Annotated in this window: 13 protein-coding genes and 1 pseudogene; 9 read left to right on the forward strand and 5 right to left on the reverse strand. The window is 62.6% G+C overall.

Features of this window, described 5'->3' with window-relative positions; translation table 11 throughout:
• Positions 1 to 161: 161 nt before the first annotated feature.
• Positions 162 to 1049: a LysR family transcriptional regulator gene (locus tag J3P81_RS14080; protein ID WP_434559251.1), complete on the reverse strand. Its 888-nt coding sequence runs from the start codon at positions 1047 to 1049 to the stop codon at positions 162 to 164.
• A 95-nt stretch (positions 1050 to 1144) separates the two neighbouring features.
• Between J3P81_RS14080 and J3P81_RS14085 the strand changes: the two genes are divergently transcribed.
• The 4 genes from J3P81_RS14085 to J3P81_RS14100 all read left to right on the forward strand — a co-directional run bounded on the left by J3P81_RS14085 (position 1145) and on the right by J3P81_RS14100 (position 5447).
• Positions 1145 to 2188, forward strand: coding sequence for an Ldh family oxidoreductase (locus J3P81_RS14085; RefSeq protein WP_434559253.1), 1044 nt, complete (start codon positions 1145 to 1147; stop codon positions 2186 to 2188).
• 1 nt (position 2189) lies between these two features.
• Positions 2190 to 2918, forward strand: coding sequence for an ABC transporter substrate-binding protein (locus tag J3P81_RS14090; protein ID WP_434559255.1), 729 nt, complete (start codon positions 2190 to 2192; stop codon positions 2916 to 2918).
• Between the two features lie 51 nt (positions 2919 to 2969).
• A complete protein-coding gene (locus tag J3P81_RS14095) occupies positions 2970 to 3365 on the forward strand; it encodes an alpha/beta hydrolase (protein ID WP_434559257.1) in 396 nt (131 codons plus the stop codon).
• Positions 3366 to 3503: 138 nt separating this feature from the next.
• A complete protein-coding gene (locus J3P81_RS14100) occupies positions 3504 to 5447 on the forward strand; it encodes a sigma-54-dependent Fis family transcriptional regulator (RefSeq protein WP_434559259.1) in 1944 nt (647 codons plus the stop codon).
• Between the two features lie 55 nt (positions 5448 to 5502).
• Here J3P81_RS14100 and aldA read toward each other — a convergent pair whose 3' ends face one another.
• Positions 5503 to 6939 (reverse strand): aldehyde dehydrogenase, encoded by a 1437-nt coding sequence (gene aldA, locus J3P81_RS14105; protein WP_434559261.1) that lies wholly within the window; start codon positions 6937 to 6939, stop codon positions 5503 to 5505.
• 41 nt (positions 6940 to 6980) lie between these two features.
• Entirely contained in the window at positions 6981 to 9158 is a 2178-nt protein-coding gene (locus J3P81_RS14110) for a PQQ-dependent dehydrogenase, methanol/ethanol family (protein WP_434559263.1), read from the reverse strand.
• A gap of 290 nt (positions 9159 to 9448) precedes the next feature.
• Here J3P81_RS14110 and J3P81_RS14115 point away from each other — a divergent pair, with 290 nt between their 5' ends.
• On the forward strand, positions 9449 to 10345 hold the full coding sequence (locus tag J3P81_RS14115) for an alpha/beta fold hydrolase (RefSeq protein WP_434559265.1): 897 nt from the start codon (positions 9449 to 9451) through the stop codon (positions 10343 to 10345).
• A 67-nt stretch (positions 10346 to 10412) separates the two neighbouring features.
• Positions 10413 to 10655: pseudogene (locus J3P81_RS14120) on the forward strand (ACT domain-containing protein); the annotation flags it as partial.
• Here J3P81_RS14120 and glcC read toward each other — a convergent pair.
• Positions 10588 to 11355: a transcriptional regulator GlcC gene (glcC, locus tag J3P81_RS14125; protein WP_434559267.1), complete on the reverse strand. Its 768-nt coding sequence runs from the start codon at positions 11353 to 11355 to the stop codon at positions 10588 to 10590. The pseudogene J3P81_RS14120 and the gene glcC sit on opposite strands and share 68 nt — an antisense overlap.
• Before the next feature lie 232 nt (positions 11356 to 11587).
• On the opposite strand from glcC, the gene glcD reads away from it, so the two are divergent.
• Genes glcD through glcF form a run of 3 tightly spaced genes read left to right on the forward strand, consistent with a single transcriptional unit; the run spans position 11588 to position 15372 of the window.
• Entirely contained in the window at positions 11588 to 13087 is a 1500-nt protein-coding gene (glcD, locus tag J3P81_RS14130) for a glycolate oxidase subunit GlcD (RefSeq protein WP_434559269.1), read from the forward strand.
• Positions 13087 to 14151: a glycolate oxidase subunit GlcE gene (gene glcE, locus J3P81_RS14135; RefSeq protein WP_434559271.1), complete on the forward strand. Its 1065-nt coding sequence runs from the start codon at positions 13087 to 13089 to the stop codon at positions 14149 to 14151. The genes glcD and glcE overlap by 1 nt, the downstream gene beginning before the upstream one ends.
• A 3-nt stretch (positions 14152 to 14154) precedes the next feature.
• Positions 14155 to 15372: a glycolate oxidase subunit GlcF gene (glcF, locus tag J3P81_RS14140; protein WP_434559273.1), complete on the forward strand. Its 1218-nt coding sequence runs from the start codon at positions 14155 to 14157 to the stop codon at positions 15370 to 15372.
• Between the two features lie 52 nt (positions 15373 to 15424).
• Here glcF and J3P81_RS14145 read toward each other — a convergent pair whose 3' ends face one another.
• Positions 15425 to 16591: an MFS transporter gene (locus J3P81_RS14145; protein ID WP_434559275.1), complete on the reverse strand. Its 1167-nt coding sequence runs from the start codon at positions 16589 to 16591 to the stop codon at positions 15425 to 15427.
• Between the last annotated feature and the right edge of the window lie 6 nt (positions 16592 to 16597).

Genomic DNA, 16597 nt, shown 5'->3' on the forward strand with positions numbered 1-16597 from the left:
AATCGAATGGGGGCAGGCGAAATCGACAAGGTCGCTCGATTATTTTTCAGATGGCTTATGGAGACCGCTGGAGCATCTTCGCCAAGCGCGACGCTCGAACCTGGCAAGGCCCCGGGCCTGGGGCCGGAGTTGCCATGTGTGCGGCGCATCGCAGCAGATCGTTACTTCTTGATCGCTATCAGCAGGTCGAAAAGCAACTGCGCGACGGGCGACAATGTTCGCCCGCGACGTGATATCAGCCCCAAGGTCCGGCTGATCGCCGGATCCATCAGCGGGCGCGTGACCAAGGTCGCATGCCCTTGCGCCGGCATGGCCAGCTTGGGCACCACGCCGACGCCGAGCCCTGCTTCCACCAGGCTGACGAGCGCCGGCACGTGCTTGACTTCACAGAACGACCGGGGCCGGACATCGCGATTGGCCAGGGCCTGGTCGATCAGAAAGCGGTTGCCGCTGCCTTGCGCCAGGCTGATGTAGTCCACCTCGGTCAGGTCGTCCCACGTCAGCGATTCACGTTCGGTCAATGGATGGCCGACTCGTAACGCGACCACGAACGACTCGTCCAGCAGCGGCTGGAACACTACGTCGGAATCTTGGGTGCCTATGTAGGTCAACCCAAAATCCGCCTCTCCCCTGGCCACGACGGTCAGGATCGCAGACGACGACTCATCGATGACCCGCACCCGGATGCCGGGGTATTTGGCGTGGTATTGGCGAATGACATCCGGCAAAAAATACGCCACCGCAGAGGGTACGCAGGCGATGGTGACCTCTCCGGAAAGCCTGTAGGCCAGGTCATGAAAACCTATCAGGGCATTCTCCAGTTCGTTCAATACGTTGCGCGCTCGTGGCAAGAATCCACGGCCGATCGTGGAGAGCTCCACCCGACGAGTGGTGCGCTCGAACAACTGCACCCCCAACGCCGACTCAAGCTTATCGACGCGGCGCGACAGCGCGGATTGCGACAGGTGCAGCGCTTGCGCAGCTGCGCTGAAACTTCCCAGGTCCGCTACGGCGAGAAAACCGCGCAAATCGGCGAGGTCGAAATTCATGCGCTTTCCTCATAGATCACACTTTTATTTGCATTTCTCTTTTTAATCAGCGCCCTTCAACCTGTCAACTCTGTCGAACCAATAGGGCATTTTCCATGCAACACAAAACCGAACCCACTCTCGCGGTTGAAGAACTACGACAACTTGGATGCCAGGCATTTCAAGGGTTGGGCCTTACGCAAGAGGCTGCCGAACATGTTTGCGAGGTGCTGGTGCTGGCCGACTTGTTCGGCTTGACGACCCACGGTCTGAGCCGCGTCGAGTCTTATGGGGAGCGCCTCCAGTCCGGTGGTATCAGCGCCTCAGCCGAGCCAGCCGTGGAAACGCTTGCCCCTGCCATTGCTCGGGTCGAGGGGCACAACGCCGTTGGCCCTCTGGTCGGCATGACGGCGCTCGAAGTCGGAATGAAGATCGCCAGGCAGTTCGGAATAGGTCTGGTCCTCGCCCGAGGCAGCAATCATTTCGGGCCCATCTCGCCTTACTCGTACATCGCCGCCGAGCAGGGTTTCGCCAGCATCATCGGCAGTAACGCGACCACCACCATTGCCCCCTCGGGGGGCAGTGACGCGCGCCTGGGCAATAGCCCTCTGGGCTTCGGCGTACCGAACCCCAATGGCAATCACTTCATGCTGGACATGGCCATGAGCGTGGTGGCGCGCGCCAAGATCCGCAACGCACTCGCGCGCCAGGAGACCATCCCGGATAACTGGGCAACGGATGCCAACGGCAGGCCCACTACCGATCCTCGCGCGGCGTTGGACGGCTTCCTGCTACCCATCGGCGGCCACAAGGGTTATGGGCTCGCGCTGGTGGTCGACCTGCTGGCCGGGTTGCTCTCGAACGCGGCCTACCTGACCCATGTGAAATCCTGGGTCGATGCGCCGGATGAGCCTCAGAACCTCGGGCACTTCTTCATTCTTATCGACACCGCACGCCTTGGCTCCACGGCATGGCTGAAGGAGCGGATGATCGATTTTGCCGACATTCTGCACCAAAGCCCGGCGGTCGATCCCGCCTCGCCCGTCATCGTCCCGGGGGAGATCGAACTGAAGAAGATGCGGCGCCATTTGCAGGAAGGTGTCCCGGTAGAGGCCGCCACCAGACAGCTCCTGGATCAATACGCAAACCGGGTGGCCTGACATGATGTCCTCGAACGAAAACCTTGCCACCCTCTTCAATCCCACCGGCGCGCTGCGCGCTTCGATCAACGTGGGCAATCCCATCCTCGCGCGCCTGGACGAATCCGGTCGCGCGGCCGGAGTATCGGTCGATCTGGCGAATGCCTTTGCGGCCCAGCTCGGGCTGCTACTTGAACTGCGGGTGTTCAACAGCGCCGGCGAGTCCGTGGCGGCGGTTTCAGAAGGCCGCGCCGACTTTGGCTTTTTCGCCATCGACCCGGTTCGGGCCGAACAACTGGCCTTCACCGAACCCTATGTGGTGATCGAGGGCTGTTACCTGGTCAGGGATGATTCGCACTTCAAGGACATCGCTCAGGTGGACCAGCCAGGTATCGAAGTGGTGGTCGGCAAAGGCAGCGCCTATGACCTGTACCTGACGCGCGAACTCAAGCACGCCACGATCACTCGCTCACCGACTTCGCCAACCGTCGTCGATACCTTCCTCGCCGAGGGCGCCGACGTGGCAGCCGGCGTGAAGCAACAGCTGGAGTTCGATACCACTCGCTTCCCCGGCCTGCGCCTGTTGCCGGAGCGTTTCATGGAGATCCGCCAGGCCATGGGCGTTCCCCATGCCTATGGCAAGGAAGCCGCCGAGCGCTTGCGACAATTCGTGGAGCAGGCCAAGGCCAGCGGCTTCGTTGCCGAGGCCATCAAGCGCCACGGCATCGTTGGGGCCACCGTCCCCGGTTGACGATCGCGCACACCACTTTCGCCCTATCCAATAAAAACAAGAGTATCTGACATGTTGGCATTCCTTGGCTTATCAATGGTCGTGGCATTTACCTACCCGAGCCGCGACACAGACACATTCAGTTGGCTGCCGGAGCCCAATCAGTTCTGCTGGCAGTGCCTTCGCGGGGGCGCCCCCCTGGACGACGATCGTGTCGGTCTGTTCTCACCGGCGCTGCAACCAGACCTGCGTAACCTGCCACCGACGTTCATTTCGGTCGGTTCTCAAGATTTGTTCCTCGAGGAGGACGTCGATTTTGCAATGAGGCTGATTCGCGCAGGCGTTGCCACCGAACTTCATGTCTATCCTGGCGCGCCCCATATGTTCGACCAGGTGCCAGGGCGCATCGCGGATCAAGCGTCCCGCGACATCGTCCGGGCGTTGGGCGTTTTTCTGAGGAGGGTGTGAAATCGGATCCGGACCTTCAACCCAACGATGAAAACTTACGCGCCAGCGTCTATGGTAGATACTTGCAATGGCGGCCATCGTCCAATAACAAGATCGCCGTGAAGCCCCTTCGCGGATTCACGCCTGATGGAGCATTTCATGACCCTGCATAGCGCGCAGCCTATCCCGAGCGAACTGGCAGCCTTCGTCAACGACCATTTTTCCGGACGCGGCCTGAAGCCCGATGGCCTCATCGCCCAGTCCTGGTACCGCAGCGTCGTGGAGCACCGGCTCGACCCTGGCGCGGCGAGCCGCAAGAACATCCTCAGCGCCGAGGACATCCGGCGTCATCAGGAACAGCACCAGCAGTATCTTTCCATCGCCAGCCAAGGCGTCAGCGGTCTGGCCCGGCGCGTGGTGCCCGCCGGTTTTGCCGTGCTGCTGAGCGACGAGCGCGGCATTACCCTGGATTCCCGACTGCCCGACCAGCACGACATCTATACGCAGTCCGGGCTGGTGGTGGGTGCGCAGTGGGAGGAATCGGTGGTGGGGACCAATGGCATCGGTACCACGCTGGCAGCCGCGCAGCCGTTGATCATTCATCGGGAGGAGCATTTCCTGGCGTCCAATTTCAGCCTGAGTTGTTCGGTGGCGCCCATTTTCGATGCCCAAGGCCTGTTGCGCGGTTGCCTCAATGCGACCTGCATGAACAGCGCAGGCCCCCGGGAAAGCCAATACCTGACGCTGCAACTGGTGATCATGTATGCGCGTCTGATCGAGAACGCACATTTTCGCCAGAGCTACCGCGACCGCTTGACCTTGTCCCTCAAGCCCCTGGATGAAATCGCCGACCTGGCCAACGAGCAATTGCTGGCGCTCGATGAAAACGGCCGCGTCATCGGGGCCAACCGTGCGGCATTTGTCGCCCTGGAGCTGGCTCAGGGGCCGCAGTTGCTGGGCACGCCCATCGATCGCCTGCTTCCCACCACAATGGACGAATTGCTGAAGCTCACCAATGGCGGCGCCCAGGGCGTGCGTTTGCGTGGCCTTCGCGATGAAGCGCTGCTGGAGGTCGGCCTGCGGATTCCATCCCAACAGCACCGCCCGCGCCCCATCGCCCGCCCTGCCCTTGACGCTCACCCGGAGCTGCAACAACTTGCCGGCCTCGACCCTCAACTGCAACAGAGCGTGCGGCGGGTGCGCAAGGTGATCGACAAAGGCATCCCTATTTTGATTACCGGCGAAACCGGCACCGGCAAGGAAGCCTTTGCCCGAGCCATCCACCAGGCCAGCCATCGTCGCTCAGGCCCGTTCGTTGCACTCAATTGCGCGGCCATCCCGGAGACGCTCATCGAGAGCGAGCTGTTCGGCTATCGCGCCGGCAGTTTTACCGGCGCCAACCGAAAAGGCATGAAGGGCAAGCTGGAGCTGGCGAACGGCGGCACGCTGTTTCTCGATGAGATTGGCGACATGCCCGCCCATTTGCAAACCCGCTTGCTGAGGGTACTGGCGGAGCGGGAAATCGCGCCGCTGGGGGCTGAAGTGCCGGTGACGCTGGACGTCCAGGTCATCTCGGCGACTCACCAGGACCTGCCTACGATGATCGGCGAGAAGCGCTTTCGCGAAGATCTGTTCTATCGCCTCGCCGGCATGAACCTGGCGCTGCCCGCCTTGCGCGAACGCAGTGATCGCGCCGCGCTGATCGATCAATTGCTCGCGGCTCAGGACGAAACTCTCGGGCTACGGCTGAACACGGACGCCCGCCAATGCCTGCTCGACTATCAGTGGCCTGGCAATATCCGCCAATTACTCAACGCCCTGCGTTACGCGGTAGCCCTGGCCGAAGACGGGGTCATCGACTTGGACTGCTTGCCCAGCGAAGTGCTGGCGCCACGGCGGCTGTCATTGCCCGACAACTCCACACCGTTGTCCGGCAACCTGGGCGAACAGTTGGGCGACGAAGAGGCCCGCCGCTTGCTGGCGACCTTGCGTCAGCATCGTTGGAACATCAGCGCCGCCGCTACCGAACTGGGCATCTCTCGCTCCACGCTGTACCGCAAGATGAAAAAGCACGGCGTCGTCGCGCCCAACGACCAGTTCTGATATGCCCATGAAAATGCCGGCGCCCTTGCGGGTGCCGGCATTTTTTGTCGTCCGATCAGACCTGGATGTAAACCACATGGGTATGGGTGTATTCATACAAGCCGTGCTTGCCGTCCGCGCCGCCAATACCAGACTTGCGCGCCCCCGCATGGAAGCCCTGCATCGCTTCGAAGTTTTCTCGATTGATGTAGGTCTCACCGAAATCGAGCTCATTGCTGGCGCGCATGGCCGCGCTCAGGCTGCGGGTGTAGATCGATGAAGTCAGGCCGTATTCGCTGTCATTGGCCAGGGCAATGGCTTCGTCCAGGTCGTCGACAATCTGGATCGGCAGTACCGGGCCGAAGATCTCCTGGCGCATGATCGCCATCTCGCCGCCGCACCCGGCCAGCACCGTCGGCTGATAGTGAAAACCCTGGCCCTTGTCGGCCACCGCGCCGCCGGTGACCACTTCGGCCCCCTCTCCCTTCGCGACCGTGACCATTCGCGCAACCTTGTCCAGGGCCGCCTGGTTGATCAGCGGCCCCATGTCCAGATTGTCCTCGGCCAGCGGGTCGCCGTAGCGGGTCGCGGCCATCGAGGCGGCAATCTGCTCGATGAACCGATCGGCGACCTTGCGCTCGACGTACACCCGTTCGGCGCAATTGCAGACTTGCCCTGTGTTGATCACCCGCGAAGCCGTGATGGCCTTGACCGCGAGGTCCAGGTCGGCGTCCGCCAGCACGATGGCCGGCGCCTTGCCACCGAGCTCCAGGTTGAGTTTGGTGATGTTTGGCGCTGCCGCCGCCATGATTCGCGAGCCGGTGCCGACGCTGCCGGTGAAGCTGATCAAGTCGATGCCGGCATGACGGGTCAAGTCATGCCCCACGGTCGCCCCCGTGCCGCTGACAACGTTGAACACACCGGCCGGCAGGTCGGTCTCAGCCACCAGGCGAGCAAACTCGAAGCAATTGATGGGGGTTTCTTCGCTGGGCTTGATCACGATGGTATTGCCGGTCACCAGCGCCGGGGCCATTTTGCGAGCAATCAGGAAGAACGGGAAATTCCACGGCAGAATCCCGGCCACTACGCCCAGGGGCTTGCGCAGCAGGAAGATGCTTTCGCCGGCACGGTCGCTGGTCAGCACCTCTCCCTCAAGGCGCCGCGCCCACTCGGCCATGTAGTCCAGGTAATCGGCGGTGAAGTTGACTTCCACCCGCGCCAATCCCAGCACTTTGCCCTGCTCGGCGGTGATGATATGGGCGAGGCGTTCGGCGTTGTCGCGCACTTTCGTGGCGATTTTTCGCAAGTAACCGGCGCGCTCGATGGCCGGACGGGCAGCCCAGCTTTTTTGCGCCTTGCGCGCTGCGGCAATGGCCGCTTCGACTTGCTCGCCACTGGCTTCGGGGACCCGTGCGAGCAAACGGCCGTTGGCCGGGTTGCGCACTTCGATGCTTGGGTCGCTGGGAACAAAAGCGTTGGCGATGAAGTTCTGGTAATCGGTGATCTCGGTCATGTGCTTGCTCTCGCGTCAGGGTCGAAATAATGCGGGGGCGCTCATTTGGCGGTGAAGGTCTTCCAGACCCCGCCTTCTTGCTGCAGGTCGTGGGCGCGCTTGATCAGGTATTGGTGGATCTGCTCCACCTGTTCCGGCGTGAAGGCGTCGGCAAAGGACGGCATGCCGTCCGGCACTCGGCCGCCGTAGAGAATCCCGAGGAACATCTGGTGTTTTTCCGCCGTCAGCTTGCGCAGGTCCGGCAGCACACCGCCGCTGACCGCGTGGATGCCGTGGCACTGAGAACAGTAGCCGTCGTAGAGCTTGCCGCCGGCCTCCACTGCCGCCAGGTCGCCGGTCAGGGGTGGCGGTTTCGGGGTGTCGGCGAGCGGTGCCGGCTCGTTGAGTTTCGCGGTGCCGCCCAATTTATAGGTCAACACCTGGGAGAACGGCCGAACCCCGGCGCGTAGGGACAAGGCTCCGGCGAATGTCGAGAAAGCACCGCCCCAACCGGCCATGAACGTCACGTACTGTTCACCGTCCACGCTGTAGGTAATCGGCGCCGCCATCACACCGCTGGCCGCCGGCTGCTCCCAGAGTTTCTTGCCACTGTCGGCAGCGTAGGCGATCACACGGCCGTCGGCGCTGCCCTCGAACACCAGGTTGCCGGCGGTACTCAAAGTGCCGCCGTTGAAGATCGTCACATAGGGCACTTCCCACGCCGGTTGCTGCTTGACCGGGTCCCAGGCAATCAGTTTGCCTGACCAGCCCTTGGCCATTTCCAACAGCCCATCTGCGTCCTCCGGCATCATCCCGGTGCGCAGGCCCAGTTGGTACATGCTCTTGAACGGGTTGCGCTTCGGCGCCTCGGGGATGTGCTCGTAATAGGCGGACATGATGTGCGCGGGGATATACACAAGCCCGGTGTTCGGGTTGTAGGACATCGGCTGCCAGTCATGGGCGCCCCAGAACGCCGGCGTGACCAGTTTACGTTTGCCGTCCTTCCAGTACGCGGCATTCTCGTCATCGACGATGGGCCGGCCCGTCTTCATGTCCATGCCCTTGGTCCAGCTCTGGGGCACGATGCCCTTGGCGGACAGCAGCTCACCCGTGGCGCGGTCGATCACGTAGAAAAAACCGTTCTTCGGCGCTTGCATCAGCACCTTGCGCGGCTTTCCGTCGATCGGCAGCTCCGCAAGGATCATGTGCTGGGTAGCGGTGTAGTCCCAGGCGTCACCCGGCGTGGTCTGGTAGTGCCAGGCGTATTCCCCCGTATCGGCATTGACCGCGACGATGGACGACAGGAACAGATTGTCGCCCTTGGCCTGGCTCCGCCATTTCGGGTCCCACAACGAACCATTGCCCACGCCGATGTACAGCAGGTTCAGATCCGGGTCGAACGCAAACGAGTCCCAGGCCGTGCCGCCACCGCCTTGGGCCACATAGGCGTCGCCGTGCCAGGTCTTGGCGGCGATTTCCATGGCCTTGTCTTCGGGCGGCAGCTTGGGGTCGCCCGGCACCGTGAAGAAGCGCCAGGCCTGCTTGCCGGTCTCGGCGTCATAGGCGGTGACATAACCGCGTACGCCGAACTCGGCGCCGCCATTGCCGATCACCACTTTGCCGTTGACCACGCGCGGCGCACCGGTGATGGTGTAGCTGCGCGAGTGATCGGCACGGGTGTCCACCGACCACGCCCGCTGGCCGGTCTTGGCGTCGATGGCCTCCAGGCGACCATCGAGCACGCCCACGTAAACCTTGCCCTTCCACACCGCGACGCCCCGGTTGACCGCATCGCAACAGGCCTCGCCGGCGCGGTTGCGGTCGGACTTGGGGTCGTACTTCCAGATCAACCTGCCGTCGCGGGCGTCCAGGGCGTAGACCACCGAGAACGGGCCGGTGGTGTACATCACGCCGTCGACCACGATAGGCGTGGCCTCGACACCGCGATCCAGGTCCAGCTTGTAGCTCCAGGCGAGCCCCAACTGGTCGACGTTCCGGTCGCTGATCTTGTTCAACGGGCTGTAGCGTTGCTCGTCGTAGGTGCGACCGGTGCTCATCCAGTTACCGGGCTCCTGGTCGGCGGCGATGATGCGCTTGCCGTCGACATTCGCCGGCATGTCCTGGGCCCAGCTCGGAGCAGTATTGAGGGTAAGCGCCAGCACGACATATAGCGCCTTGAGGGGAGCGCGAAGGGGCGCGTTCCGAGAAGCAGTAGGCACGGCGAGGCCAATCTGTGTCATGGGAGGACTCCTGATTCTTATTAGTAGCGAAGCCATTGCGCTGCGCACTCAGGCAGGAGCAACCCCCATGCCACCGTCGGGAAATGCTCTGCAAGCCCCGTTCTACGGGGGCTGCGCTTGGTGTGGCGGGTTGCGAAGACGTGCGACAGTTGTCGCATTCACCGTGACAGCTGTGCCAGACGTGCGCCAGGTTGCACACGATTCGTGAAGAAAGCGGTCACACGCTGTGCCTTAGCACCTTGGCGCGAGGGGCCTAGAATAAAAGCCACCATCAGCAGGAGAGCCAAGCGATGTTCGCCTCATTTGAATCGGGCCGATGCCAAGTCAACGGCATTACCGTCAACTACCGCAAAGGTGGCAGCGGCCAAGGTCTGCTCTTGCTCCACGGGCATCCCCAGACCCACGTCATGTGGCACAAAGTCGCCGAACCCCTGGCGGAGCATTTCACCGTGATCGCGGCGGATCTTCGCGGCTACGGTGACAGCGACAAACCGGCAGGCGACGCAGAACACGTCGCCTACTCCAAGCGGCAAATGGCCCTGGACGGGCTCGAACTCATGCGCGCGCTGGGGTTCGTGAAGTTTGACGTATTGGCGCATGACCGAGGCGCACGCGTGGCCCATCGCATGGCGATGGATCACCCGGATGCAGTGAAGCGCTTGATCACGCTGGACATCGCTCCGACACTGGCGATGTACGAGCAAACCAACGAAGCGTTTGCCCGCGCCTATTGGCACTGGTTTTTCCTGATTCGCCCGGCCCCATTTCCCGAAACGCTCATCGAGGCCGATCCGGAGCTCTATCTGCGCAGCGTCATGGGCACTCGCAGCGCTGGCATGGCGCCTTTCACTGATTCAGCATTGGCCGAATACCTGCGCTGCCTGTCACTCCCCGGCGCAGCTCATGGTGTTTGTGAAGACTACCGTGCAAGCGCCAGCATCGATCTGGAGCACGACAAGAGCGACCGACAAGCCGGCCGAAAACTCTCAGTGCCATTGTTGGCCTTGTGGGGAGCGGACGGCGTCGTGGGCCGTTGCTTCGATCCGCTGGGGGAATGGCAAAAAGTCGCGACCGAGGTGCGAGGGAAAGCGTTACCGTCGGGGCATTACATAGCGGAAGAAGCGCCGAAGCTTTTGCTGGACGAGGTGCTTGGATTTTTGCTCCCTTCGATCCCCCGAGGCCGGTAATTTACAGGCGGCAACCGTTCCTACAACACCTGCCGGCAAATTCCTGGACACTGGGGCCCAATCCATCGTCACGTTGACCGTGCATTCCGCCCTGGACGCCGTCGGCTTGACCGCAGCCTTCGCAACGGCGTTGGGAAATGCGGGCATCAGTTGCAACGTCATCGCGGCTTACTACCACGACCACTTTTCGTGGGGTGGGAAGATGAAAAGCCATCCATTAGCGCTCCCGCCAGCCACTGCCTCTACACCCACCCCTCAAGCCGCAACGTGGCGCGCACCAGGCGTTGTTCTTCGTTTTCGATTTCCTTGAGGTTTTCGCAAATGCTCTGGATGTGGGCGATGGCCGCCTTGCGTGCCTGCTCCGGCAGGCGTCCGGTCACGGCGTTGTAGAGCCGGGCGTGTTGGCGGTCGATCTGGCGCTTCTGTGGTTCACGGTGGTAGAGGTTGTTGACCGAGGCAAACACTGAACTGAGCAGCAAGTCCGTCAGCGAACGCAAGGTCTGCACCAGCACCGGGTTATGTGAGGCCTCGCAGATCGCCAGGTGAAACGCATGGTCGAGCCGGGCGTGGACGCTGGCCTCCAGGGGATGGCTATGGGCGTCGAGCATGGCCTCGTAGCTGCGGGTAATCAGTACGAAGTCAGCCTCGGTCCCGCGCAGGGCCGCCAAGCGCGCCGATTCGCCCTCAAGCAGGCTGCGCACTTCAAACAAGTCGTAGAGTGTGCGTGGCTGCGAGCTGAACAGGTGCATCAGCGGCGACGCCAAGCCATGCCCAGCCAGGTCGGCCACGAAGGACCCCTTGCCCTGCTCGGTCTTGATGATTCCGCGGGCGCGCAACAGCTTCAGGCCCTCGCGAAGCGCAGTCCGGGAGACGCCGAGTTTTTCTGTCAACCGGCGCTCCGAAGGCAACAATTGCCCGGTCTTGAGTACGCCATCGACAATCAGGCGTTCGATGCGCTCACAGACGACGTCGGCGACCTGCGGGTTGCGGCTCGTTTCCACGCTTTCCATCGAATCTCCCACTGGTATGACCAGATTCAGACCAATGTAATCGTCCGTTCGGACATGCTGATAAGCCATTGCCCTATAAGGCTTTTACCCTATAGCCCATGAGAACCCGCTCAAAGAACTGGTTCGACCAGCTGAACACCCCATAGACAGTAGAACGCGTCGGCCTAATGATGCAAGTCAGCCGTATCGGAACAGACCTCTAATAAAAACAACCGAGTGTCGCCTACGAACGATGAATATTCTCTACGACGAACGCGTCGACGGCGCCCTGCCTGACGTCGACAAAAACGCGCTGCTGCAGGCCTTGCAAACCCAGTTGCCCGACCTGGAAATCCTGCATCAGCGCGAGGAGCTCAAGCCGTACGAATGCGACGGGCTCTCCGCTTACCGCACCACGCCCATGCTGGTGGTGCTGCCGCGCCACATCGAAGAGGTCCAGGGCGTGCTGCGGCTCTGTCATGAGCGCAAGGTCCCCGTCGTTGCCCGTGGCGCCGGCACTGGTTTGTCCGGCGGTGCGCTGCCGCTGGAAAAAGGCGTGTTGCTGGTAATGGCGCGCTTCAACAACATCCTGCACATCGACCCTGCCGCCCGCACCGCACGGGTCCAGCCGGGGGTGCGTAATCTGGCGATTTCCCAGGCGGCCGCGCCGTTCGGCTTGTACTACGCGCCGGACCCCTCCTCCCAGATCGCCTGCTCGATCGGTGGCAATGTCGCGGAGAACGCCGGTGGCGTGCATTGCCTCAAGTACGGGCTGACCGTCCACAACCTGTTGAAGGTGGACATTCTCACCGTCGACGGCGAACACCTGACGTTGGGGTCGCAGACCCTCGACTCACCCGGGTTCGATCTGCTGGCGTTGTTCACCGGTTCCGAAGGCATGCTCGGGGTGATCACCGAGGTCACAGTCAAACTGCTGCCCAAACCGCAAACGGCCAAAGTCCTGCTGGCGGCCTTCGACTCGGTTGAAAAGGCCGGCCGCGCCGTGGGTGACATCATTGCCGCCGGCATCATCCCGGGCGGCCTGGAAATGATGGACAACCTGGCCATCCGCGCCGCCGAAGACTTCATTCACGCAGGTTACCCGGTAGACGCCCAAGCCATCCTGTTGTGTGAGCTCGACGGCGTGGAGGCCGACGTCCACGACGACTGCGATCGCGTGCGCCAGGTATTGCAGCAGGCCGGCGCCACCGAAGTGCGCCAGGCTCGCGACGAGGCCGAGCGCGTGCGTTTCTGGGCTGGACGCAAGAATGCGTTTCCTGCGGTGGGACGCCTCTCGCCGGATTACTACTGCATGGACGGGACCATACCGCGCCGGGAACTGCCCGGAGTGCTTCGCGCCATCGCGGCGTTATCGACCGAACAAGGCCTGCGGGTGGCCAACGTTTTTCACGCGGGCGACGGCAACATGCATCCGCTGATCCTCTTCGATGCCAATCAACCGGGTGAGCTCGATCGCGCCGAAGCCCTGGGCGGCAAGATCCTCGAACTGTGCGTAAAAGTCGGTGGCAGCATCACCGGGGAACACGGCGTGGGCCGGGAAAAGATCAACCAGATGTGCGCGCAGTTCAACAGCGACGAGTTGACCGTGTTTCACGCCGTCAAAGCCGCATTCGATCCGAGCGGACTGCTCAACCCTGGCAAGAACATTCCAACGCTGCATCGCTGCGCCGAGTTTGGCGCCATGCACGTCCACATGGGTCAGGTGCCCTTCCCTGAACTGGAGCGTTTCTGATGGGCAGCGAACATGATTTCGACGACAGCGCAGCGCTGCTGCAGCAGGTCAACCAGGCGCTGGAAAGCGCCACCGCGCTGCGCATCCAAGGCTCCAACAGCAAAGCGTCACTTGGACGCAGCGTCGCCGGTGAGGTCCTCGACACGCGCTCGCACCGAGGCATCGTCAGCTACGATCCGACGGAACTGGTGATCACCGTTCGCTGCGGTACGCCGCTGGCTCATCTTTGCGAGGTGCTGGACGCGGCGCAGCAAATGCTGCCTTGCGAACCGCCCTCCTTCGGCGAGAACGCCACCGTGGGCGGCATGATTGCCTGCGGGCTCTCAGGGCCCCGGCGCCCCTGGTCTGGGTCGGTGCGCGATTTCATTCTCGGCACACGGGTCATCACCGGTCACGGTAAACACCTGCGCTTCGGTGGCGAAGTCATGAAAAACGTCGCCGGCTACGATCTGTCGCGCTTGATGGCCGGCAGCTACGGCGCGCTGGGCGTGGTGACCGAAGTGTCCCTCAAGGTCCTGCCAAAACCGCGGCAAACGTTGAGCATCAGCCTGGAAATGGACGCCGCCCGGGCTTTGTTGCGCCTCGCGGAATGGGGCCAGCAACCACTGCCCATCAGCGCGGCGTGCCACGATGGCGAGCGCCTGCACCTGCGGCTCGAAGGTGGCGAAGGCTCGGTCGCCGCGGCCCGCGACCGTCTGGGCGGCGAGTGGCTGGACTCTTCGTACTGGCAGGATCTGAATGAACACCGGTTGAGCTTCTTCGATGAGGACCGCCCCCTTTGGCGCCTCGCCGTGCCCAATGGCACGCCTCGACTGCCCTTGCCGGGCGTTCAGTTGATCGATTGGGGCGGCGCCCAGCGCTGGCTCAAATCCGCTGCCGAAGCGCCCTTTATCCGCTCGCTCGTCGAACAAGCCGGAGGGCATGCCACCTGCTACACGCCTGGCGTGACCGACACCCCCTTCCAGCCGCTGCCCGACGCGCTGATGCGCTACCACCGGAACTTGAAGCAACAACTCGACCCGCGTGGCATCTTCAACCCCGGTCGCCTGTACGCGGAGCTCTGAACCATGCAGACCAACTTGAGCGACAACGCCCGCCAACTGCCTCGCGCCGAAGAAGCCGAACGGATTCTGCGAAGTTGCGTGCACTGCGGCTTTTGCAATGCCACCTGCCCGACCTACCAATTGCTGGGCGATGAACTGGACGGCCCGAGGGGGCGCATCTACCTGATCAAGCAGGTGCTCGAAGGCAACGAAGTGACCCGCAAGACCCAGGAACACCTTGACCGTTGCCTGTCATGCCGCAACTGCGAAACCACCTGCCCCTCTGGCGTCGATTATCACAATTTGCTGGACATCGGTCGGGCGGTGGTGGATGCGGCGGTCCCACGCTCACCCGGCCAACGGCTGTTGCGCGAGGGATTGCGCGGCGTGCTGCCCAATCCAGGATTGTTCAAAGGGCTGGTGAGCAGTGGCCAGGTTTTCCGTGCCGTGCTGCCCAATGCATTGCAAGCCAAACTGCCTCGCAACACTCATCGGGCAAAGCCACGACCGACCCTGCGCCATGATCGGCAAGTGCTCATGCTCGAAGGCTGCGTGCAACCGATCCTGTCGCCCAATACCAATGCCGCCGCCGCCCGGGTACTGGACCGGCTGGGAATCAGTGTCACCCCGATTCGCGAGGCCGGCTGCTGCGGTGCGCTGGATTACCACTTGGATGCCCAGGCCGCCGGCCTCGATCGAGCCCGACGTAACATCGACGCGTGGTGGCCGGCCGTCGAAAGCGGTGCCGAGGCCATTGTGCAAACCGCCAGCGGCTGCGGCGCCTTCGTCAAGGATTACGGGCATCTGCTCAGCACCGACCCAGCGTATGCCGACAAGGCCGCAAGGGTCAGTGCGTTGTCCAAGGACCTGGTCGAAGTACTGCGTGACGAGCCACTGGACAAGCTCGGTGTACACAGCGATCAGCGCCTGGCCTTCCACTGTCCCTGCACCTTGCAGCACGCGCAAAGGCTTGGGGGAGCGGTTGAAGCCATCCTCGAGAAGCTCGGATTCAACCTCACGCCGGTGCCCGACAGTCACTTGTGCTGCGGCTCGGCGGGCACCTATTCGCTGACCCAACCTGCACTGTCCCGGCAATTGCGGGACAACAAGCTCAATGCGCTGGAAAGCGGACACCCCGAGATCATCGCCACCGCCAATATCGGCTGCCAGTCCCACCTCGACGGTGCTGGCCGAACCTCGGTCCGGCACTGGATAGAATTGGTCGAAGCCGCGATGCCTTGACCGAGCACTGGGATTCAACAGGCGTCGCGGCCCGCTTGTATTCAACCCCCGGTCACACTGCAGCAGCCGCAACCACCCTGGAACGCCAGGCAAAAGCCAGCACCATCAGCAACCCCAGGGCCGCCATCGCTGCTCCGGCCAGGGAGATCGCCGGATAACCCAACCCCGCGTTGATCACCGCGCCTCCCAGCGCCGCGCCAATCGCGTTGCCCAGGTTGAAGGCACCGATGTTTACCGCAGACGCCAGGTTAGGCGCGTCCTTGGCGGCTTCCATCACGCGCATCTGCAAAGGCGGCACCAAGGCAAAGCTGGCGATACCCCAGATCAGGATGGCTACCGCGGCCGGCAGCGGCCAGCGCATCAGCACGGTAAACGCCAGCAGGACAACAATCAGTATGCTCAGCGATACGATCAGCGTGCGGTCTATCGAGCGATCGGCGGCCTTGCCGCCCCACATATTGCCCAACGTCAGCCCGACACCGAACAACACCAACATCGCGGTGATGAAAGGGGTGCGAGCATGGGTCTCGCTGCTCAGGATCGGGGCGATATAGGTGAAGACGGTGAACATCGCACCTGAACCGACAACGGTCAGGGCCAATGCCCCCAACACCGGGCCACGGCCCAGCACCCGGATTTCCGCCAACACACCGATGCTTTGCGGCGTCGGCACGTTGGGCAGGGCGAACCACAGCGCGGCCATCGCCGCCACGCCCAGGCCAGTAATGCCCCAGAATGCCGTGCGCCAGCCGAACAGTTCGCCAAACCAGGCGGCCAGCGGCACACCGCCGATGGTCGCCAGGGTCAGGCCCATGAACATGGCCGCGACCGCTCCGGCACGTTTCTGCGGCGCGACCACGCTGGCAGCGACAATAGAGCCAACGCCAAAGAACGCTCCGTGATTCAGTGAGGTCACCACCCGGGCGATCATGAGGCTGTAGTAGTCGGTCGCCAGCGCTGACATCAGGTTTCCGAGGGTGAAAATCGCCATGAGCCCGATCAGCAGATAACGTCGGGGAATCCTGCCGGTGGTCAGGGTCATCAACGGCGCGCCGAGCAGTACGCCGAGGGCGTAAGCACTGACCAGCAGGCCGGCGGAGGGAATGGAAACGCCAAGATCCGCAGCGATGCCCGGCAACATGCCCATCGGCGCGAACTCGGTAACGCCGATGCCAAAGGCACCAATGGCGAGTGCAACAAGCGGTGGATTGATACGCATGGAAGT

This window comes from Pseudomonas sp. R1-6 (genome assembly GCF_051132115.1).
GTDB lineage: Bacteria > Pseudomonadota > Gammaproteobacteria > Pseudomonadales > Pseudomonadaceae > Aquipseudomonas.